Origin of the sequence: Nesterenkonia sedimenti (assembly GCF_012641515.1) — a bacterium.
Taxonomy (GTDB): domain Bacteria; phylum Actinomycetota; class Actinomycetes; order Actinomycetales; family Micrococcaceae; genus Nesterenkonia; species Nesterenkonia sedimenti.
The window spans coordinates 57,292-77,477 of the sequence record NZ_JABAHY010000008.1; the positions used below are offsets into that span (position 1 = coordinate 57,292).

Here is a 20,186-nt window from a genome sequence, read left to right on the forward strand (position 1 = left end):
GATTTCGTGCGGTCGCAGCTTTCTCATTCCGCTAAAGCGCCCGCTGCCTGCAACACCTTCAACGTCGCCAATACTGCATTATCCCGATACTGCTTGCTCTGGGCGACCTTACGCACCTCAGCCACCACCTCGTCCGCGCCGACCACCCTGATCGGGCGACCGCCGACCCACTGGCGCTCATCCTGCGCCCAATCCCGGATCTGCTCCTCATGGCCACCGCCAGCGAATTTACCGACGTATAGACGCATTTCAACCTGATCAGGCCGGTACCCGAAACGTTCGCAAGCCCCGTGCACGATGCCATCACGAACCTCTGGCTCATTGAGTGCGTAGTACCGGCTTGTGTGTCCTTTCATACCCATGACCTCCTCGGCGACTACGCCGCGGGAGCCGAAGAACGATTTCACGGTCGCGAGCACTAAGCGCTCGGAGTTCGCGCCGACCAGATCGACCTCGTAACCGTGAGTCTGCCATTCCTCGTAGTTGGTCTTCCGTGTGCGGCGTGAGACTGGGAACTTGAGCGCGCCGGATACGACAAAACCTTCGGATTCCATCGCGAGGGCGACGAACTGCTCGAAGGCTTCCACGGCGCCCCTCCTGTCCTGCCAATGATTTCTTTACTATATTCCGAAAATGATAAGGACATGGGCGGGTTTCGAACGTGCTGAGCAACTGCCCGCGCGGCTTCCAGCGTTAACTGGAAAGCGCTGCTCGCCGGTAGCAACTGAAAGGGTCCCCCATGTTGCCTTGAGATAAGCTGTGAATCGACGATGATTATGTTCGTCGTCTCACTCGCACCACTCGCATAAGTGAATCACCAGGGGGAAATCATGGCGCAGGATTATGGCGCACCATTCGACGCTACCGAGCAGCCAGCAAAGAAGCCTAAGAAATGGCCTTGGATTGTTGGGATCGCAGGCTCCTTATTCGTGGGAATCGGAATCGGAGCCGCAGGAGGAGACTCTGAGCCAGAGGCAGCTGAGGAAACTGAGACCACGGTTGAAGTCGAAGTTGAGCCGGAGGACATTGAAGAACGCCGGACTGAGCTCGATGAGCGTGAGGCTGACATTGATGAGCGTGAAGAGGCGCTAACAGCCCTCGAATCTGATTTGGATGAGCGTGAGGATCAACTCGCTGAGGCACAGGCAGTGCTAAATGAGCAAGAAGCAGAGGAAGAGGAGCTCGCCGCAGCGGAGGAAGACGAAGATGACGACGACGATGTGACCTCGGGCCAGCGCAATGCCCTCCGGTCAGCCGAGTCGTACCTCGCTTACACCGGTTTCTCTCGCCAGGGCCTCATTGAGCAGTTGGAGTTCGAGGATTTCTCCCGCGAGGATGCAGAGTATGCCGTGGATAATGTGGAAGTCGATTGGAACGAACAGGCCGTTAGGTCAGCAGAGTCGTACCTTGAATTTACGTCCTTCTCGCTGCAAGGGCTGATCGACCAGCTCGTGTTCGAAGGCTTCACCCAAGAGCAAGCTGAACACGGCGCCAACGAAGCGTACTGAGTAACACGTGAGGGTGGGGTACATATGAGCCCCACCCTCACGTTTATTCTGGGAAGAGCCTGGTCACAGAGGGAGGACAATGGCGTCGTCGATATCTTGGTTGGATGCCTCTAGCGAAGAGCAGAAGCGGATGCGGGAGATCCTTGGGTTGTTCTCAGACAAGGAAAGTCGTGAGGAACTCGGGCTGGGGCAGATCCGTGATGCTCTGGGCGACGGGCTCTTCCCTGGTACGTCCACGCTGCACACTCGCGCCCGCTATATGCTCTTCAGCCCGTGGATTTTCCAACAGATCTCAACTCGGCGCGGAACCCTAGAGGACGCGCGCAAACTCGAACTGACGCTAGTGAATACCCTCAGGGATCAAGGCAGCCGCAATGAGGGGATCATTGGCTATGAAGCGGGCAGTGCACTGCAGACTATGCCCTCCACCATTTATTGGTCAGCATTGAGCACCTACGGCATTCTGCAGAACCCCAATCTGAACCGCGAACAAGCGCTGAGCCTGCATGGGGCTCACGCGGCTACCGAACTTGAAGAATTGGGCGAGGCCACGCTTCGCGCATGGCACGCAGGCATTCCTGAAGCGCCCGAGGGATTTCCCAATGAAGTTCCTGAGGGCATGGAGCTGACCTTTGAAGAAGCCGACTGGCTGCGGGAGCGCATCATCTATAGCCAACCAGAGTCCATGCTCGCCCACCTTGCAGCTCAGCCCTCCCTTACTGAAAACGCAGTCCCTTGGGAAGAACCTGCAGCCCTGGCGGCAACGGGTGAACGTGCGCGCATTCTTCACCATGCCCAACGTTTTTCCGAAGTCATCCACGGTGCTCAACTGCTCTATAACCTGCTGATCGCCGAAAGCTACGAGGCCGCAGGTTTCACGAAAATAGAGAACCCTGCGGAAAGCTTCACCCAGCGGTACGGCGAGTGGGCGCAAGAGTTCGTTGATAACCAACCCGCGACGGATTGGGATATTGAGGATTTCTTCCTGGTGATCACAAAGATCCGTGGGTCTCGTCTGGGTGCTTCAAGTGAGGCGTTCGTACGTGACTGGGTGAAAATACTCGACGGCGCAGACCCGCGCACCTTCACCACTTCTAGCGCGGCCGGGGATCTCGTCAGGAAGCGGGAAAGCCGGAATAAGGGCGCGATGGCGCGGATTGGCAATAAGAAGCGCCTAGAGACCTGGGGCGGCAGCTCAGGTGCTGGTAGTTACGTTTACCGCTGGTCTTATGTGAAAACCATTCTGGGCGATATCCAAACTGCCCTGGCATCTGGACCCACCGGGGAAACGGCACAGGACCGAACAGAACCAGCGGAAATCCTTGAGGTCGCACAGCATGCTTGAGCCGAATAATCGTTCCCTGCTCACTGAGATGTTGCAGCCACCTCGCGGATACAGCCTGGCACATGCTGTGGGCACTACCTTCACCTTGGATTTAGCCACAGCGCTCTCCATTCCGTTGAGCTTTGCCTCGCGGAATTTGGTTGCTCATGACGACGTCGGAATCCTCGCGGCCCTGGCTCAGTACAGTGACCGGATCACCATTTTCACCCAAGCCGGGCATATCAGTTCCGGTATGCGTTCGGAGCTGGTGGCGCTGCTGGAAGAAGTCATTCACCCGGTGAATCCGACAACCGGTATTTTTCACCCCAAAGTATGGTTCCTGGAATTTGAGAAGGACGACGACGTCGGGAACCAGTCTCCGGGATCCGCAGCGCGTGAACCTCAGCGTGCCTACCGGTTCCTGTGCCTGAGCAGGAACCTGACCGAGGACCGCAGTTGGGACCTGAGCGTCAGGCTGGACGGCAAATCAGCCACACCTGCGAACCATGACGAGTGCACCAGACGCAATCAGCCTCTGGTTGATCTGCTGACTCGACTACCAGAGATGAGCATCAGCGGTGTTCCGGCTGAGCGAACCCAGCAGATTCATGGCCTGGCGGAGCGAGTTTCTTTAGTGGACTGGGAACTACCGCCTGGGATAACGGACCTGGAATTCCACCTTCTTGATGGTTCTGATGGTCGCTTACCTAATGGTTCGGCCATGTTCGAGGTTCCGGCCCGGGACGTTTTGACGATCTCACCTTTCGTGACAGCACAAGGTATGCACGCGGCTTTCGGCGATGTATCGCAATTCAGCACGTTGATTTCCCGGCCAGACGCCATTGACCAGCTGCCCACGGAAGCACTGCAGACCGGAAGTGCAGCCACGAGTCTGCAGACGTTTGTGCTGGATGATTTGCTTACCGAAGTCGAGGGTACGGAAGCCGGAACACTTTCGGGTCTTCACGCTAAGGCTGTTTTCCTACGCGAAAGGCGATACTCTAGCCGCTCTCGAGCGCTCATCGGTTCGGCCAATCTCACCGGTGGCGGACTTCATCGCAATGTGGAGTTGATGGTGGAACTACACGGTCACACGCGCCAGCTTGGCCCGGAGAAAGTGCTCGAGTCCCTGCGTTCTATGTTGGAACCGTATCCTTCCAACGGTGGTCAGGAAGCCAGCGATGTTGAGGTAGGACGCCAAGCATTAGCAGCACAACTACGGCAGCTCGCCGTCGGGAAATTCCATCTCGAAGTGACCGATGGTGATCCCTACGGTGCAGAAATCTGGTGCGAGCCGTCGGTACACGAGAAAGTCAGCGAACTGACTGAACAAGGCATCGAACTTACCTGGGCGTTGCACACCCAGAAGGGCCAGAATCAGCCAATGCCTACCCACGCTGAGGAGCGCACCGAGCTGCGGAATCTGCAGCTAGCGGCCATCTCCCCATTCCTTCAGCTCACCGCCACCCAACGCATTGACGGTACGGAAATCTCCGACAGCACAATCGTCTCCGCGGAACTGCACCATGATGTCCCGGGAAGGCGGGACGCGGTACTGGCCAGGGGAATCGCGGACTCTGAAGCGTTCTTCAAACTCCTCGCACTGTTGCTGAACACCGGCGCTGAGGGCATCGGGCTCGGGGCAGCAAACGGTGAGGCCGCTGGCCAATGGGGTAGTCACGCTGCCCATCCTGCACTGTTTGAGTCGCTGTTGCGTTCCCTCGCACGCGGTGACGATGGGCTTGAGGTGGTCCAACGCATCCTCGCTGAGATCCAAAACCAATCCGAGGGGGAAGGCCAGGAAGCTATCAATTTGCCGGAGGGCTTCACCGAACTCTGGGCGAACGTGTGGACGGCCCGGCAGTCTCAGTTGCAGTCCGGCAAGGGGAAGAAAGGCGCAACCTCATGAGTGCAGTAGATCTGGACGCGGTCTTGGCCGGATTGCGTGACTTCCAAATCGACGCGGTGGAACACGTCAGCGAACAGTTCTACGGTGAGGACGCCCAGCAGCGAAGCGGGCGATTCTTGATCGCGGATGAGACCGGCCTGGGTAAGAGCGTGATCGCCCGGGGTGTAGTGGCCAAAGCCATCCGGGAGCTGGAAGCTGATCCCAACGTAGACCGCATCACTATCGTCTATATCTGCAGTAACCGTGATCTGGCGGGCCAGAACCTGGGCCGCTTGAATGTGACTGGCCAGCGTGAGATTGCCATGGCTACTCGGCTCTCCTTATTAGCTAAGGAGACTGCGCGGCTGAAGGAAACCGCCCAGGAACAGAACCATGCGCCGCAGGAATCGCCGGAAGATAGTGCGGTTGAAAGCCCCGCGCAGAAGCCCATCAACCTGGTGTCTTTCACCCCGGGGACCTCCTTCACCACAGCATCCTGGAGGCAGGGCAGCGCCGAGGAGCGGGCACTATTGGTATTGCTCCTAGACGAGTTGCTGGAACAGACTCCGCACCAGCAGCACCTGACCCGTGTGATGTTTCGGGGCACGGTTTCCTCCGCCCAGCGGTTCAGTGACCTCTACGTAGGTGGGTTGGCTGAAAAATTCGACGACGACGGGATTGACCCGGCCATCAGAAACGAGTTCGATCGGCTAGCGCGCCCGGAAGCTGTCCCTGAATTCATCAGGGTGCGCGATTGGATGGCCGATGTTTACCCGGAAGGGCATGAGGAACTAGATATGCCAGCACCGGATGTTCCGTGGGACATCTGGCACCCGTTGCAGAACGCTATATCCAAACTTCGAGCCCTGCTTGCCCGTGCGAGCGTGCAGACCCTGCAACCGAACCTGGTGATCTTGGATGAGTTCCAGCGTTTCAAATCACTGTTGGACCCTGAGCGTGGGGGAGAGTCTGCGGAGTTAGCGGATGCGCTTTTTAGCTACCCGGATGCGAAGGTCCTGCTGCTCTCGGCTACCCCATATAAGCCGTTTACTCGGGCGGACGAGGATGAAGAGGACCACTACGAAGACTTCCTCGCCACCATCAGTTTTCTGTCTGGTCACAATCCGGAGAAAGTCGCTAACGTCCGTGCGGCGCTTAGTCATTACCGAGATGCGGTCGGCACCGGTCACGGAGCCGAAGCTGCAGCTGAGGAGGTACGTGCCGAACTGTTGCCGGTGATGAGCCGTTCGGAACGTCCCAGTCTGATCGAAGAACGGGATCTCGTCTCCATGCGGCATATTGATGTGCCTGTACCTAGCGCAGAGGATCTCTCCGAGTGGGTGGCACTGGCAGATCTTGGAAAGTCCCTCGGCTCGGCGGTGAGCCCGGAGTACTGGAAGTCGGTTCCGTATTTTGTGAACTTCATGAGTGGCTATCGGATTGGTCAACAGTTGACCGAGCTGCCACCAGGGCCACAGCGGCAAGCAATCGCGAAGAACCTACGACAGATGCGTTCCTTAAAGAAAACTGCGGTAGAACGTAGTGCGGAGCTTGATCCAGGCAGCGGACCGCTGCGCGCGTTGATCGCCGAAACTCTGGACCAAGAGTGGTGGAAGTTATTGTGGATGCCACCCTCCATGCCTTACCTCACGCCTGGGCCGGTCTATTCCTCGGTGGAGCCGGGCAGCGTCACCAAACAGGTGCTCTTCTCGGCGTGGTCTGCAGCACCCACAGCTATAGCAACGCTCCTGAGCCACGAGGCCGAACGGCGCATGATGGGCTTAGGCAAGCGCGGGCGCAATGCCGATGCCCCGGAGAACGCCACCCAGCGGTTCACATACCGGCGCGATGAGGACGGACAGGGCACGAGTCTTTCGACCTTGGCTATTTTCTGGCCGCACCCGAGCCTGCTCTCCCGTACTGATCAGCTCCAAGCTGCACGAGAGAACCATGGACTACTAGACCCTAAGTTGCTGGTAGATACGCTGCAAACCAGAATGCCCACCGGAGAACCTGCACAGCGGGCCTGGGAAGCTTTCTTCGCGGTCCCGGGCGCCTTCGACCAAGAAGTCGCTGACCTCGCATTCACGGTAGAAACTGAACGGCGCTCGGGCGGCTCACTTGGTTTGGAATCAAATATTGCGCAGGCACAGCAATTCACAACAAAGCACGACGGCGGGGAGTTGAGCCACCCAGACCTCGCACGAATCGCAGCGTTCTCACCAGGAAGTGTGGCCTACCGTGCGGTGTCGACTATTGCTGGTGAGAAGTGCACTCGTCAGGGTAAATGGCGCGCTGCTTTCACCATTGCAGAAGGTCTACGTACGCTGTTTAACCGCCCGGAGGTTCAGGGTCTCCTGGATCAATTAGCGGAAGGTGAGAGTCCCTCGGCTCCCTATTGGCGGCGAGTGCTGGATTACTGCGCTGACGGTAACCTTCGGGCGGTATTGGATGAGTATCTCTTCCAGCTGTGGTGTGAGACCGGGCAGGCAGAGATGGACGATGAGAAGCTGATTGCCCTTGGCCAAGAAGTAGCTGCAGCGCTTGGCTTGCGCCCTGCGAGGTATGTGGCGCATGAGGCAGATCTTGAACGCACTCAACTACCTATGCAGGCGCGGTTTGCGGTGCGTTACGGCGGTGGGGAGCAGGCCCGGAGCGAGACGGATTCGGCCGTGGCGCGTCAGTCGGTGGTGCGTTCGGCGTTCAATAGCCCGTTCGCCCCATTTGTGTTGGCTTCTACCAGCGTGGGGCAGGAGGGTATCGATTTCCACTGGTGGAGTCACAGCGTGGTGCATTGGAATCTGCCTAGCAACCCGGTGGACTTCGAACAGCGCGAGGGCCGGGTGAATAGGTACGGCGGACACGCGGTGCGTAAGAACGTGGCCAGGGCACATTGGAATGACGTGCTGGACTCCACGGACGCTTGTGCTTGGCGGGCGGCTTTCTCTGCGGCCGAGAAAGTTGAGACTGAGGAGGGCGAGTTCTCTCCCTGGTGGGTGTACCGTGGCGAATCTCAAATCCAGCGTGTACTTGTTCAGTACCCCATGAGCCGGGATATCGAACGCTTCGAACAACTGCGTTCAGCCTTGACCCGGTATCGCCTGACTCTCGGCCAACCCCGCCAAGAGGACATGGTGGAAATGCTCCTGCGCCAAAACATCGACGCCACCACCGTCCCCACCATCAACCTCAGGCCACCAAAAGCGCTCGGGACTGCTGCGCGAGTAGGTGACATCTGAGCTGGCTTGCTCGGGAGGGCGAGCCTGGAAGGATGTTGCTGTGCCAAAGCCCTACCCGAGCGAGTTCCGTGACGACGTCGTGCGCGTCACCCGCAACCGTGAGCCTGGAGTGACGATCGAGCAGATCGCGAAAGACTTCGGTGTCCATCCGATGACGCTGCAGAAGTGGTTACGTCACGCTGACATCGACGAGGGCGCGAAGCCCGGCCAGTCCCAGTCCGAGTCGGCGGAGATCCGTGAACTGAAGAAACGGAACCGGCTGCTGGAGCAGGAGAACGAGGTTCTCCGGCGGGCAGCGGCATATCTGTCGCAGGCGAACCTGCCGTCAAAAGGCTCTACCCGCTCGTGACAGAGCTCGCCGAATCGGGAATACCTGTGACGGTGACGTGTCGGGTTCTCAAGCTCTCCCGGCAGCCCTACTACCGGTGGCTGGCGAATCCTATTACTCCCAGCGAGATGGTGGAGGCCTATCGCGCGAACGCGCTCTTCGACGCCCACCAGGACGACCCCTGAGTTCGGGCATCGGTTGCTCGCCGACGAAGCCCGCGACAACGGCGAGGCGATGTCAGATCGGACGGCGTGGTGGATCGCGTCTAGCAATGGGTGGTTCAGCACGTTCGGGAAACCCAAGCGCGGCAAGGCCCGCAAGCCCGGTCCACCCGTCCACGACGACCTCTGCGCGGTCGTTGACGAGCACGGCCGGGTGCGGCATGTGTTCGCCGCCAATGCGCCGAACGAACTCTGGCTGGTGGACATCACCGAGCACAAGACCGCCGAAGGCAAGCTCTACCTATGCGCCATCAAGGACGCGTTCTCTGGCCGGATCGTGGGCTACTCGATCGACTCGAGAATGAAGTCCCGGCTAGCCGTTCAGGCACTGGAGAACGCCGCCGCGATGCGCGGTGATGTCGCCGGCTGCGTGGTTCACAGCGACAGAGGATCTCAGTTTCGAAGCAGGATATTCCTGCGCGCGCTGAGCCGTCACCGCATGGTCGGCTCAATGGGCAGGGTCGGTGCTGCCGGGGATTGTCAGTCTCTTTTCACCGGGTCTTGCGAAGATCAGGTAGTCCTGGCCGGAGTGTTCTGACCCTTGCTGGCGATTGGCCCTTGATGGTGCCTTGGCGTTGTACTGTCGAGCCTGCGGTCGGGCGCGCAGTAACACGCTGCCGCCGACCAGTAGTGACCTAATAGGAGCCTGGAGCAAGCAAGTCAACGAAGCCTCCTCGTGACAGTCCTGTCCTGCTGGCCGACGACAGTGTGCCATGTTCACACTACTTCGCCCAGCAGCGCAGGGACTATGACCACAGAACCAGAGATCAGGTCGGGATACCTCGTCATTGGCGTCGATACCCACAAACACATCCACGTCGCGGCCGTCATGGACTCCGTGGCCGGCATGCTGGCAACCCTCACGATCGCCACCGACACTGGTGGATTCAAACAGCTGCTGAATTGGGCAGAGTCCTTCGGGAAGGTTCTGGTCTTCGGCATCGAAGGCACCGGCTCTTACGGGGCCACCCTGACCACGTACCTGCCTCGGAAAGGGCACAAGGTCCTAGAGGCTGGCAGGCCAGATCGGCGAATGCGCCGGATGAATGGTAAGTCCGACACTCTCGATGCCGACAACGCTGCACCAGCGGCACTATCCGGATTAGCGACCGCGACTGCGAAGACCGCCGACGGGGCAGTGGAGATGATCCGACAGCTAAAGATCGTCCACGACACCGCGGTCAGGGACCGCACAGGTGCCATGGTGAGGCTGAAAGCGATGTTGGTCCACGGTGATGATCAGCTGCGGGCCTCCACCAACCGCATGACTCAGATCAAGCTCGCCCGCCACCTTGCTGGACTGCGGCCGCGGAAGCTGACGATCCCCGAAGATGCGCTACGACATAGCCTGCCGACTGTGGCAAGGCGTTGGCTGGCACTCGATGCTGAGGTCAAGGACATCGCGGCGATGGTGGAGAACCTGGTCGTGACGACCTGCCCTGAGATATTGGAACGTTTCGGGGTGGGGGTGGACACGGCAGCGGAGATCCTCATCGTTGCTGGAGACAATCCAGAACGTATCCGCTCTGAAGCTGCGTTCGCGAAGCTCGCCGGGATCAGCCCGGTGCCGACTGGCTCCGGAATGACCAGCGGGAAACATCGGATCAACCACCGCGGGCACCGGCAGCTCAACGCGGCGATCTACAGGACCGTGATCGTGAGGATGCAGTTCCACGAACCCACCATCGCCTATGTCGCTCGACGCACAGCTGAAGGCAAGTCCACACGCGACATCATCCGGTGTCTCAAACGCTATGTCATCCGCGAGGTCTATCACCTGATCAAGGCACGACCTCCTGCCGCGGAGCCGGCCTCAGCGACTACTTGACAACTATAGGAGCATCAACGCCGCCATGGAGTCCTTCTACTCGCTGCTGCAGAACAACGTCCTCGACGCCCAGCCCTGGCGCACGCGGGAAGGAGCTGACCACCGCGATCATCTACTGGATTGAGAGGACCTATCACCGACGCCGCAGGCAGCGGCGCCTGGATAAACTGACCCCGGTCGAATACGAGACCGTTTACACAGAAGCCGTCGCATTGGCGGCGTGACTAGGAACTGTCACCTATCCGTGCAGCAGTCCCACCCATCACGTACTGAATATGCGGGACGGCCCAACCGGCTTGGAGCCAGCTTCTTTCGACCTGGTCATGGCTTTGGGCCGCTCTCTTCGCTCCAGCGGTCGGGTGGAGATGCTGCCGACCTTGGTCCGGAGCCTTCAGCAGGATCCGACCATGCAGGGGCCGGCTGGGCTGCTCATGGTTTCGTATATGGAGGGGCTGGAGTACTGGGCTGGACGCCGACCTCAGGAGGCCATGCGCGCTTTCCATAGCTCTTTGGAACGGCTGAATGCACTGCCATCTATTCGTCCCACGCAGCCGACCGGTGAGGGCGGGGGGCTACGCCTGGCACGGGCAATGTTTGCGGTGGAGTTCGCTGCTTTGGTTCTATCCTTCCCCGAGGAGCTAGAAGCTTATAGGGCGCAGGCCCTTGAACTGGTGGGCTGGGGCGCCACTGTTTACCAGGCTTGCGGTGTAGAGAGTCAAGTTGAATATGCGAATTCGTTGACCATGCGACTGCGTGAACAACAGGGAACCCCTGTCGCAGTACCTTCACCACCGGCGATGGTGCAGGAGTCTGAGCCTGCGCCCTCAGCCACGGATGGCGCCCTGTTGGAGAAGCTGGAGCTTCTCTCCCGGCGAGAGCAGGAGGTTGCACTGTTGGTCCGAAAGCAGCTGACGAATAAGGAGATCGCGCAGGAGCTGGTACTTTAAGTGCGCACTGTGGAGTATCACGCGGCCAATATCTTGACCAAGCTTGAGCTGAAATCCCGGCGGCAACTGCGCCAAGCCCTCACCACCACCTGATCGCAGTAAGCGTAGGCTACTCACGCACACGGTCGAACCGGCATAACCTAGGCGGCTTTACGGTGAGTTTCTTTCCCAGTGTCAGACTTGGGTGGGTCTCCGTTGGGTGGGGGTAGGTAGCCGTGGGATTTGAGCCGGTGATGTCTGCGGCACAGTGCCCAGAGGTTGGTGCCTGTGGTGGGTCCGGCTCTTTCGTAGGGGATCTGATGGTCTAGATCGCTGCGTTCGGCAGGGATGGTGCATCCGGTGGCCTGGCAGACCCCGTCCCGGAAGATCACAGCGTCCCGTAGCCGTTCGGGGGCGAACCGTCCGTTGTAGATCACCGTGAGGATGTCCCGGTCAGCCCGTTTCTTGTCCTTCTGCGTGCCTGCGGTGTACCACTCGTGATCCGCCTCGGGATCAGCTGCCATCTTCCTGATGTCTGCCGCTGGGATGACGCTGGCCCGATCAGCACTGACCGCGGGTTCCTCAGATTCCCCGGTGAGTGATTCTTCGGGGACCATCACGCAGATCTTTGCGGAGATGGGTGTGCTGTAGCAGTGGCCATCTCGCAGCCAGGCGCTGAGGAGGTCGGCCTCCCGCTGACGGATGGTCCGGTCATCGACCCCGCCAGTGGTGATTTCGGGGTCGTGGTACGGGGCGTCGTGATCCACTGGCGTGGTATCGCCCACCCCCACCGCGGCGGGATGGGGTCCCCCGATGGGTGGCTGGTCAGTGTCCCTCGGCTGTGCCCGGTTCATGCCTCGCGCTGCGGCGTTGACCTTCTTCTCGATGGTCTTGGCCTCAATAGTGGGGATGAAGAGTTCAACCAGGCTCATGCCTTCTCCGAAGTGGGTAAAGGTCACAGACCGGCGTTCTTTAGCGTCCTCGGCTGCCTCGTTGAAGAGCTCCATATCCAGTTCGGGGATACGCCGGATGATCCAGGAGCGAAGCTCGGTGGGTGTCTTTCCCGGGGCGATGTCGACCAGTTCCTCGTCAATGATCTCTAAGAGGCCGTCTCGGTGAATGAGTGGGAGGGTCTCCACTGCGGCCTTGCGCAGATTGGTCAGGGCAATGGCACCACAGCGGAAGGCTTTCCAGAACTTCGGCAGATGTTCACGGACGTATTCGGCGGCATTGAGTACTGCGGTGGCCTGCTGGTCACTCATCCCCAGCAGGAGTCCGGCATGCCGGTTGGCCTGGCGATTATTTGCAGCTCGTACATGGGGGTTCTCGCCCATGGTTTCTTTCCACCGGGTCTCACGGTGGGTGAGGAAGTGTTCGATAGAGGCAGCGGTTTCACGGTTGGCGTCGACGATGGATTCCCAGGCAGCTTCCAGTTCCTCATCACCGATGAGGTGAGAGGCACGCTCCGGTATCTCCGGGCGGGGAAACTGCTGTTCATCCTTCATAAAACCCACGCTACCCCTGGGGGTGGACATGCCCAGATACCCGGCACGTCACCCTTCCTAAACCACTGATCGTCTTCATATTTCCACTGTACGAGGGGGCTGGACACGGCCATGTTCCCCCAGAGAATAGGGCCTCCCAGGGCATTGGATCGCCAGCTTCGTCTCCATGTACTAACGGTACGCGGGCACCCCGACATGCCCTCATTCCCTGCGCTCCCTTGGGAGAAGGAAGCCCAGCTTCTCAGGAATTTCAACAAAACTGCGAATATTCTGTCGCACGAAGAGCAACAACGCGCAGATGTGGCTGTCACAATGGCAGCCCGTTCTCAGGTAGTGAAGCGACACGCCTAACGGCTGATTCCGCGGAGGACAATCTCTGACATCGGAGTAACAGCGGGAGGAGTTGTCATCAGCTTCACAGCACTCCCTTTTCTCATCCTGGGAGTAGCGTCCATCAACATGTCCCCGGCGGCGTTCACGGGCCTTGGAGTTCCGTTGAGTATTTCACTGGGTGCTTTCTTCGGTTTTGTTGGCATTGTGCTGATGTTCATCGGCCCGGTGGCCAACTACGCAACCGGACAGATGCAGACAGCTGTACAACAGGCCCTTAGAGGAGACTCCGTGTCAGATAATCTCAGCAAAAAAGGATGGAGCCCCGGGGCAGCTCCTAAGTTCGGATGGTGGGAGGAACTCGCCGTCCCCGCAGACGTTCGGGACACCTTTAGCACCTTTATGAAACATGCTGTTCCGAACACCTGATCTGAGGAGCCGGGGATCCCTGCCCCGCCGGTATCAGCATCTGGATATAAAAAAGCCGGCGGTGATCTCAACCTTCCCCTGAAGAGACCACCGCCAGGCTGAACAACAGTCTAGCGGAAACCGAACCGCGGCTGCACAATCTTTGCAGTAGAGGTTTCAGGTTGCAGTTCTTCCTCCCGCAACTCTTTGATCGCTGACTCAAAGTCATCGAGGTTCTCGAACCCGCGGTAGACCGAGGCAAATCGCATATACGCCACTACATCCAGCCGGCGCAGGGGTCCCAGAATGGCCAGCCCGACGTCGTTGGCGTCCACCTCAGCATTACCCGAGGCACGGATGGTCTCCTCCACCTCCTGGGCCAGGACCGCGAGATCATCTGCCGTGACCGGACGTCCCTGGCAGGCTTTACGCACACCATTGATGACCTTGGAGCGGTCAAAAGGCTCAGCGGCACCGGAGCGCTTGATCACACTCAGGCTCGTGGTCTCCACCGTGGTGAAGCGCTTAGAGCACTGCGGACACTGGCGACGACGGCGAATTCCTGAACCGTCTTCCAGTGACCTGGAATCCACTACTCGCGAGGAGTCATGGCGGCAATATGGGCAGAACATACCTCTAATATTAGTTCTCCAGGCAGGCTGGCCCCAGCAGAACTTTCAGGTCACCGTAGAGCGAGGGCGAGGGCGTGACCTGATAGTCGTGCCCCAGTTGCATAACCTCGACCCGTTCACCGGTGACCAGTTTGATCTGTACTGCTGAACGTCCACGGTGGGCCTGAAGGGTCGAACCCAGCTCAGTAAGCACCTTCTCGGTGGCCTTCTGCACCGGCATAGAGAGCACCACCGGCCCAGTCTCTCCGTCCTCCTGGATATCGGGAACGGTGACGTCCATGGCCTTGAGCACCACCCCCCCATCCTCACGGCGGTCAACCTGTCCTTTGACCGCCACGATGAGGTCCTCGGCCAGAACCATGGACACCGCCTGGTAGGTCTTGCCGAAGAACATGACCTCGATAGTGCCCACCAGATCCTCGATCTCAGCCCGGGCATAGGGGTTACCGGATTTCGCCACCTTCCGCTGCAGAGAGGTGATCATTCCGCAGATGGTCACCGTGGCGCCATCGGGCGGTCCATCCTCACTCATCACCGAGGCGACAGAGCGGTCAGCGTGCTGGGAGAGCATCCGCTCCAGACCCTGCAGGGGGTGATCGGAGACGTAGAGTCCCAGCATCTCCCGTTCCCAGCCCAGCTTGTCGGTCTTCTCCCATTCGGGCAGCTCAGGTACGACGACGGCGTCGAAACTATCCAGCCCGTCATCACCTGAGGAAAGCGCACCGAAGATATCGGTTTCGTACTGCAGGGCATCCTTCTTCTGCTTGACCGCCTGGTCGACGGCAGATTCGTGGATAGCCACCAGGGACCGGCGGGTATGACCGAGCTCATCGAAGGCCCCTGATTTGATCAGAGATTCCACGGTGCGCTTATTGCACACCTGGGGCGGAACCTTCTTGAAGAAGTCACTGAAGGAGGTGTAAGCCCCCTGCTCCTCGCGGGCGGAGACGATTCCGGCCACCACATTGGATCCGACATTGCGGACTGCGCCCATACCGAAGCGAATGGTGTCGTCACCGACCGGGGTGAAGGTCAGATCGGAATCATTGACCGAGGGCGGGGTGACGGTGATTCCCATCCGGCGGCATTCGGAGAGGTACATCGCCAGCTTGTCCCGGTTTTCACCGACACTGGTCAGCAGGGCCGCCATGTATTCAGCCGGATAGTTGGCCTTGAGGTAGGCGGTCCAATACGCGATCAGCCCATAGGCGGCCGAATGCGCCTTGTTGAACGCGTAGTCGGAGAAGGGCAGCAGGATGTCCCAGAGCGTCTGGGCTGCCTCCTCGGAGTAGCCGTTGGACTTCATACCGTCGAAGAAGCCGACCTGCTGTTTATCCAGCTCGGCCTTCTTCTTCTTACCCATGGCGCGGCGCAGAATATCGGCTTGGCCCAGGGAGTATCCGGCGACCTTCTGCGCAATGGCCATCACCTGCTCCTGATAGATGATCAGGCCATAGGTGGTGTCCAGGATTTCGGAGAGGGCATCGGCCAGCTCCGGGTGGATGGGGGTGACATCCTGCTGCCCGTTCTTACGCTTGGCGTAATTGGTATGCGAGTTCGCACCCATCGGACCCGGACGGTAGAGGGCAATGGTCGCGGAGATATCCTCGAAGTTATCCGGACGCATCTGCCTCAGCAGTGACTGCAGCCCCGAGCCGTCCAGCTGGAACACGCCTAGGGTGTGACCGCTGGCCAGGAGGTCATAGGAGGGCCTGTCATTGAGGTCGAGGTTCTCGAGGTCGATCTCCTCACCCTTGTTCTGCCGCACGTTCTCCATCGCATCGGAGATGATCGTGAGGTTTCGCAGACCCAGGAAGTCCATCTTGATCAGGCCCAGGGTCTCGCAGGTGGGGTAGTCGAACTGGGTGATGATCGCCCCGTCCTGCTCGCGGCGCATCAGCGGGATGATGTCCAGCAGGGGGTCGGAGGACATGATGACACCTGCGGCGTGAACACCCCACTGGCGTTTCAGACCCTCCAGACCGGAGGCCAGATCGAAGATCTCCTTCAGCCGCGGATCCGATTCCACGGTCTCGCGCATTTCCCCGGCCTCGGCGTAGCGCGGAGCCTGCTTATCGAAGATCTCGCCGAGGGGCATCGGCTTGCCCTGGGCATCCGGCGGCATAGCCTTGGTCAGACGCTCACCGGTGGCGAAGGGCTCACCCATCACACGTGCGGAGTCCTTCAGCGCCTGCTTGGACTTAATGGTGCCGTAGGTGGCGATCATCGCCACCCGCTCGTCACCGTACTTCTTGACCACATAGTCGATGACCTCGCTGCGGCGACGATCATCGAAGTCGACGTCGAAGTCGGGCATGGAGACACGGTCGGGGTTGAGGAACCGCTCGAAGATCAGTCCGTGCTGCAGGGGGTCGAGATCGGTGATTCGCATCGCGTAGGCGACCATGGAACCTGCACCGGAGCCACGGCCGGGGCCCACCCGGATGCCGTTCTCCTTGGCCCAGTTGATGAAGTCGGCGACCACCAGGAAGTACCCGGGGAAGCCCATCTGGGTAATGACCCCGATCTCGTACTGGGCCTGGTCCTGGACGTCGTCGGGGATTCCGTCCGGGTAGCGGTAGTGCAGGCCCTTCTGGACCTCTTTGATGAACCAGGATTCCTCGGTCTCCCCTTCGGGGACGGGGAACCGGGGCATATAGCTGGCATCGAGGTCGAACTCCACCTCGCAGCGCTCGGCGATGTCCAGGGTGTTATCGCAGGCCTCGGGGAACTCTTTGAACAGTTCCCGCATCTGGGCCGGGGACTTCAGATAGTAGCCCTCGCCTTCGAATTTGAAGCGCTTGGGGTCATCCAGGGTGGCCGCGGTCTGCAGACAGAGCAGTGCGCTGTGGGTGTGCTCGTCATGCTCATGGGTGTAGTGGAGGTCATTGGTGGCCACCAGCGGCAGGTTCATATCCTTGGCCAGGCGCAGCAGCTCGGCCTTGGTCCGGCGTTCGATCTCGTTGCCGTGGTCCATGATCTCGCAGTAGAAGTTCTCGGCCCCGAAGATATCCCGGAACTCCCCTGCGGCCTTCTTGGCCTCCTCGTACTGGCCCTGGCGCAGTCGGGTCTGGATCTCTCCGGAGGGGCAGCCGGTGGTGGCGATGAGCCCGCGGCCGTATTCATTGAGCAGCTCACGGTCGGCGCGGGGCTTGTAGAAGTGCCCTTCCAAGGAGGCGCGGGAACCCAGCCGGAAGAGATTGTGCATACCCTCTGTGGAGGAGGCCCACATGGTCATATGGGTATAGGCACCGGTTCCGGAGACGTCGTCGACGCCGTCGCCGAAGCGCACACGGGTCTTATCCGTCCGGTGGGTGCCGGGGGTCAGATAGGCCTCCAGGCCGATGATCGGCTTGATGTCGTAGTCCTGGGCCTTATTCCAGAACTCATAGGCGCCGAAGAGGAACCCGTGGTCGGTCATCGCGATCGAGTTCATGCCCAGCCGCTTGGTCTCGGCGAAGAGCTCGTCGATCTTGGCGGCACCATCGAGCATGGAGTACTCGGTGTGGTTGTGCAGGTGGACGAAATCCTTGCTCATCTGAGAATCTCCAGAGCCTGATCGAGATCGTTCGGGTATTCAGAGGTGAAGGTCATCTTTTCGCCGCTGACCGGGTGGGCAATGCCCAGCTGGTGGGCGTGCAGCCATTGCCGGGTCAGTCCCAGCTCAGCGGCGAGGTGGGGATCTGCCCCATAGGTGAGGTCACCGGCACAGGGGTGGCCCAGGGCCGAGAAGTGCACCCTGATCTGGTGAGTGCGCCCGGTCTCCAGGGTGATGTCCATGAGGCTGGCCCGGCCATAGGCCTCCAGCAGCCGGTAGTGGGTTCGGGCCTCACGTCCGCCCTCGAGCACAGCGAAGCGCCAGTCGTGGCCGGGGTGCCGGCCGATGGGGGCGTCGATAGTGCCCTCATGGGGGTCGGGTAGACCCTGGACCAGTGCGTGGTAGGTCTTGGTTGGGGTGCGGTCGCGGAAGGCGTTCTTCAGCACGCTGTAGGCCCGCTCGGTTTTGGCCACGACCATAACCCCGGAGGTGCCCACATCAAGCCGGTGGACGATCCCGCGCCGCTCCTGGGCACCGGAGGTGGAGACCTCCACTCCGGCGGCCAACAGTCCGCCGATGACTGTGGGACCCTGCCATCCGGGTGAGGGGTGGGCTGCTACGCCTACCGGTTTGTCCACGGCCACGAGGTCCTCATCCTCGAAGAGCAGTCGCATCTCTGGCACGGCTTCCACCTTGATCTCGCTGGGGTCCACCGGTTCCGGGATATCGACGGTGATCGCCGCCCCGGTGGGCAGTTTCTCCGATTTCTTCACCAGGGCACCGGCAGCCCGGTTCTGCTGGGCGTGGCTCTGGCTGCGGTCCTCAGCCCAGGCGACCCGTCCCTCGGCGATCCAGGCGGCAGCCTCGGTCCGGGATGTGTCGCAGAGACCGGCGACGACGGCGTCGGCCCGTTTTCCGCCCAGCTCCTGGGGCACCTGGTAGGGGGTTGTCATTGGGTGACCTCTTCGGAGTCGTCGTCGCTGGATTTGGTCTTCTTCTGGGATTCGCGGGTGCCGTCGATATTGAGCCCGAAGAGCATCATGGCGCAGAGTCCGATGATGGAGCAGACGATGAAGCTGTCGGCCACATTGAAGACGGCGAAATTAGGAACGGCGATCATATCCACCACATGTCCCTGACCGAACTGCTCGAAGCTGCCGTCCACCAGGGAGGGGGCACGGAAGAGCCGGTCGGTGAGGTTGCCGGCCACTCCCCCGGCGAGTCCGCCTAAGCCCAATGCCCAGAGCCAGGAACCGCCCAGCCGCAGTGCGTAGATCACTGCGAAGGTCAGCACGGTGGCCTGGATGATGGTGAACACCCAGGTGTATTCGGTGCCCATGGAGAAGGCAGCACCGGGGTTGAGGTGGTAGCGCCAGTAGACCAGACCGGGGATGACCTCGAATTCATCGGCCCGGGTCATGGTGGTCTCGACCCAGATCTTGACGACCTGGTCCAGCAGCAACGCAAAGACCGCGACCCCCGCAGCGAGGAGGATCGCGGTCCTGCGTGTTGGTTTTTTGAGTGGGGCTTCTGACATCCCCGCCAGTTTACGTCACTCTCCGGCGGCTTCCTTCTCAATGGAGCCTTGGGAGTTGAGCTCGTTGAGCTGGCCCTCGATGTAGTCCTTCAGGCGGGCGCGGTAGTCACGCTCGAAGCCGGTGAGCTCGCTGACCTTGGCCTCGAGGTCGGTCTTCTTCCGCTCCAGGGCATTGAGTGTGCGGGTGGAGGTCAGTTCGGCCTCCTCGATCATGTTCTCCGCACGGGTCTCAGCCTCGGTCACCAGTTCGGTGCGCTTCTGCTCACCCTCGGCAATGTAGTTGGCCCGGGTCTCTTCACCCTCGGTGATGAGCTCGTCCTTCTTGGTCTCACCCTCGTGGATCAGCTCGGCACGCTTCTGCTCACCCTCGGCGATGTAGGCCGCGCGGGTGTCTTCGCCTTCCTTGATGTAGGCGGCACGGGTCTGCTCGCCCTCGGCGACGTACTGGTCGTGCAGCTTCTGGGCCATTGCCAGCACACCGGCTGCCTCTGCAGCGGGCTGACCGCTCTCGCCGGTGGATGCCGGGCGTTCCTGGGCCGGCCGGGTGCCCAGGGCGTATTCGGGGTATGCGGTGACATTGGGATCGGCCTTGGGCTCGCTCTCGGCGGGCTCGGCTGCCTCGGGTGCAGGCTCCGGCTCGGCGGGCGCCTCGGGCTCCTCCTCGACGCTCTCCATAGTGCCGGTGACCTCGGCTGCGCTGCCTGCGTAGCCGGAGAGGCCGGCATCGTTGAGGTCATCGGGCTCGACCAGCTGTTCCTGCAGGGAGGTGACTTCAGCCTGAAGCTGCTCATTCTCCTGAATCAGCCGCCGCCATTCGACCACAACCTCATCGAGGAAGTCGTCGACCTCGTCCTTGTCATAGCCCGGGCGGAACTTGGTCTCCGGGAACTCCTTATTCAGGAGGTCTTCAGGCGTCAGAGCCATGGGAAGCGTCACCTCATCGTCAGTGGCCGTTAGCTGGTAACCGTATCCCG

General features: G+C 60.3%; 18 protein-coding genes and 1 pseudogene. 12 read left to right on the forward strand and 7 right to left on the reverse strand.

The features are described 5' to 3' along the window. Positions 1–23: 23 nt before the first annotated feature. On the reverse strand, positions 24–587 hold the full coding sequence (locus HGQ17_RS09555; protein WP_168887718.1) for a hypothetical protein: 564 nt from the start codon (positions 585–587) through the stop codon (positions 24–26). A gap of 243 nt (positions 588–830) precedes the next feature. Here HGQ17_RS09555 and HGQ17_RS09560 point away from each other — a divergent pair, with 243 nt between their 5' ends. The 11 genes and pseudogenes from HGQ17_RS09560 to HGQ17_RS15905 all read left to right on the forward strand — a co-directional run bounded on the left by HGQ17_RS09560 (position 831) and on the right by HGQ17_RS15905 (position 11,376). Beyond that, complete coding sequence (locus HGQ17_RS09560) at positions 831–1,508, forward strand: Ltp family lipoprotein (RefSeq protein WP_168887719.1); 678 nt, start codon at positions 831–833, stop codon at positions 1,506–1,508. Between the two features lie 79 nt (positions 1,509–1,587). Next, on the forward strand, positions 1,588–2,853 hold the full coding sequence (locus tag HGQ17_RS09565; RefSeq protein ID WP_267873185.1) for a DUF6361 family protein: 1,266 nt from the start codon (positions 1,588–1,590) through the stop codon (positions 2,851–2,853). Further along, positions 2,846–4,741 carry a phospholipase D-like domain-containing protein gene (locus tag HGQ17_RS09570; RefSeq protein ID WP_168887721.1) on the forward strand — a complete coding sequence of 632 codons (1,896 nt, stop codon included), beginning with the start codon at positions 2,846–2,848 and terminating at the stop codon, positions 4,739–4,741. Before HGQ17_RS09565 ends, HGQ17_RS09570 begins: the two co-directional genes overlap by 8 nt. Next, complete coding sequence (locus tag HGQ17_RS09575; RefSeq protein WP_168887722.1) at positions 4,738–7,959, forward strand: helicase-related protein; 3,222 nt, start codon at positions 4,738–4,740, stop codon at positions 7,957–7,959. Before HGQ17_RS09570 ends, HGQ17_RS09575 begins: the two co-directional genes overlap by 4 nt. A 40-nt stretch (positions 7,960–7,999) precedes the next feature. Then, positions 8,000–8,308, forward strand: coding sequence for a transposase (locus HGQ17_RS15070; protein ID WP_211090576.1), 309 nt, complete (start codon positions 8,000–8,002; stop codon positions 8,306–8,308). Continuing rightward, positions 8,305–8,472 carry a hypothetical protein gene (locus tag HGQ17_RS09585; protein WP_168887723.1) on the forward strand — a complete coding sequence of 56 codons (168 nt, stop codon included), beginning with the start codon at positions 8,305–8,307 and terminating at the stop codon, positions 8,470–8,472. Before HGQ17_RS15070 ends, HGQ17_RS09585 begins: the two co-directional genes overlap by 4 nt. Positions 8,473–8,485: 13 nt before the next feature. Next, entirely contained in the window at positions 8,486–9,046 is a 561-nt protein-coding gene (locus HGQ17_RS09590) for a DDE-type integrase/transposase/recombinase (protein WP_168887724.1), read from the forward strand. Positions 9,047–9,256: 210 nt separating this feature from the next. After that, positions 9,257–10,336, forward strand: a complete 1,080-nt coding sequence (locus tag HGQ17_RS09595) for an IS110 family RNA-guided transposase (RefSeq protein WP_168887725.1) — start codon at positions 9,257–9,259, stop codon at positions 10,334–10,336. Between the two features lie 16 nt (positions 10,337–10,352). Then, positions 10,353–10,560 (forward strand): annotated as a pseudogene (locus HGQ17_RS15075) (IS3 family transposase); the annotation flags it as partial. A 573-nt stretch (positions 10,561–11,133) separates the two neighbouring features. After that, positions 11,134–11,283 carry a helix-turn-helix domain-containing protein gene (locus HGQ17_RS09600; protein WP_168887726.1) on the forward strand — a complete coding sequence of 50 codons (150 nt, stop codon included), beginning with the start codon at positions 11,134–11,136 and terminating at the stop codon, positions 11,281–11,283. A 9-nt stretch (positions 11,284–11,292) separates the two neighbouring features. After that, the gene (locus HGQ17_RS15905) at positions 11,293–11,376 is read left to right on the forward strand and encodes a hypothetical protein (protein ID WP_407670780.1); all 84 of its coding nucleotides are present in this window, start codon (positions 11,293–11,295) and stop codon (positions 11,374–11,376) included. Between the two features lie 47 nt (positions 11,377–11,423). On the opposite strand, the gene HGQ17_RS09610 is transcribed toward HGQ17_RS15905, so the two are convergent. Next, positions 11,424–12,767, reverse strand: a complete 1,344-nt coding sequence (locus tag HGQ17_RS09610; protein WP_168887728.1) for an HNH endonuclease — start codon at positions 12,765–12,767, stop codon at positions 11,424–11,426. Positions 12,768–13,262: 495 nt separating this feature from the next. Here HGQ17_RS09610 and HGQ17_RS09615 point away from each other — a divergent pair, with 495 nt between their 5' ends. Continuing rightward, positions 13,263–13,526, forward strand: coding sequence for a hypothetical protein (locus tag HGQ17_RS09615; protein WP_168887729.1), 264 nt, complete (start codon positions 13,263–13,265; stop codon positions 13,524–13,526). Between the two features lie 110 nt (positions 13,527–13,636). On the opposite strand, the gene nrdR is transcribed toward HGQ17_RS09615, so the two are convergent. The 5 genes from nrdR to HGQ17_RS09640 are packed head-to-tail and all read right to left on the reverse strand — an operon-like array spanning position 13,637 to position 20,136. Beyond that, positions 13,637–14,137 (reverse strand): transcriptional regulator NrdR, encoded by a 501-nt coding sequence (nrdR, locus tag HGQ17_RS09620; RefSeq protein WP_168887730.1) that lies wholly within the window; start codon positions 14,135–14,137, stop codon positions 13,637–13,639. A 10-nt stretch (positions 14,138–14,147) separates the two neighbouring features. Then, entirely contained in the window at positions 14,148–17,675 is a 3,528-nt protein-coding gene (dnaE, locus tag HGQ17_RS09625) for a DNA polymerase III subunit alpha (protein WP_168887731.1), read from the reverse strand. Continuing rightward, positions 17,672–18,628 carry an RluA family pseudouridine synthase gene (locus HGQ17_RS09630; protein WP_168887732.1) on the reverse strand — a complete coding sequence of 319 codons (957 nt, stop codon included), beginning with the start codon at positions 18,626–18,628 and terminating at the stop codon, positions 17,672–17,674. The genes dnaE and HGQ17_RS09630 overlap by 4 nt, the downstream gene beginning before the upstream one ends. Then, positions 18,625–19,212 (reverse strand): signal peptidase II, encoded by a 588-nt coding sequence (locus HGQ17_RS09635; protein ID WP_211090577.1) that lies wholly within the window; start codon positions 19,210–19,212, stop codon positions 18,625–18,627. The genes HGQ17_RS09630 and HGQ17_RS09635 overlap by 4 nt, the downstream gene beginning before the upstream one ends. A 15-nt stretch (positions 19,213–19,227) precedes the next feature. After that, on the reverse strand, positions 19,228–20,136 hold the full coding sequence (locus HGQ17_RS09640) for a DivIVA domain-containing protein (protein WP_168887733.1): 909 nt from the start codon (positions 20,134–20,136) through the stop codon (positions 19,228–19,230). Positions 20,137–20,186: the final 50 nt, after the last annotated feature.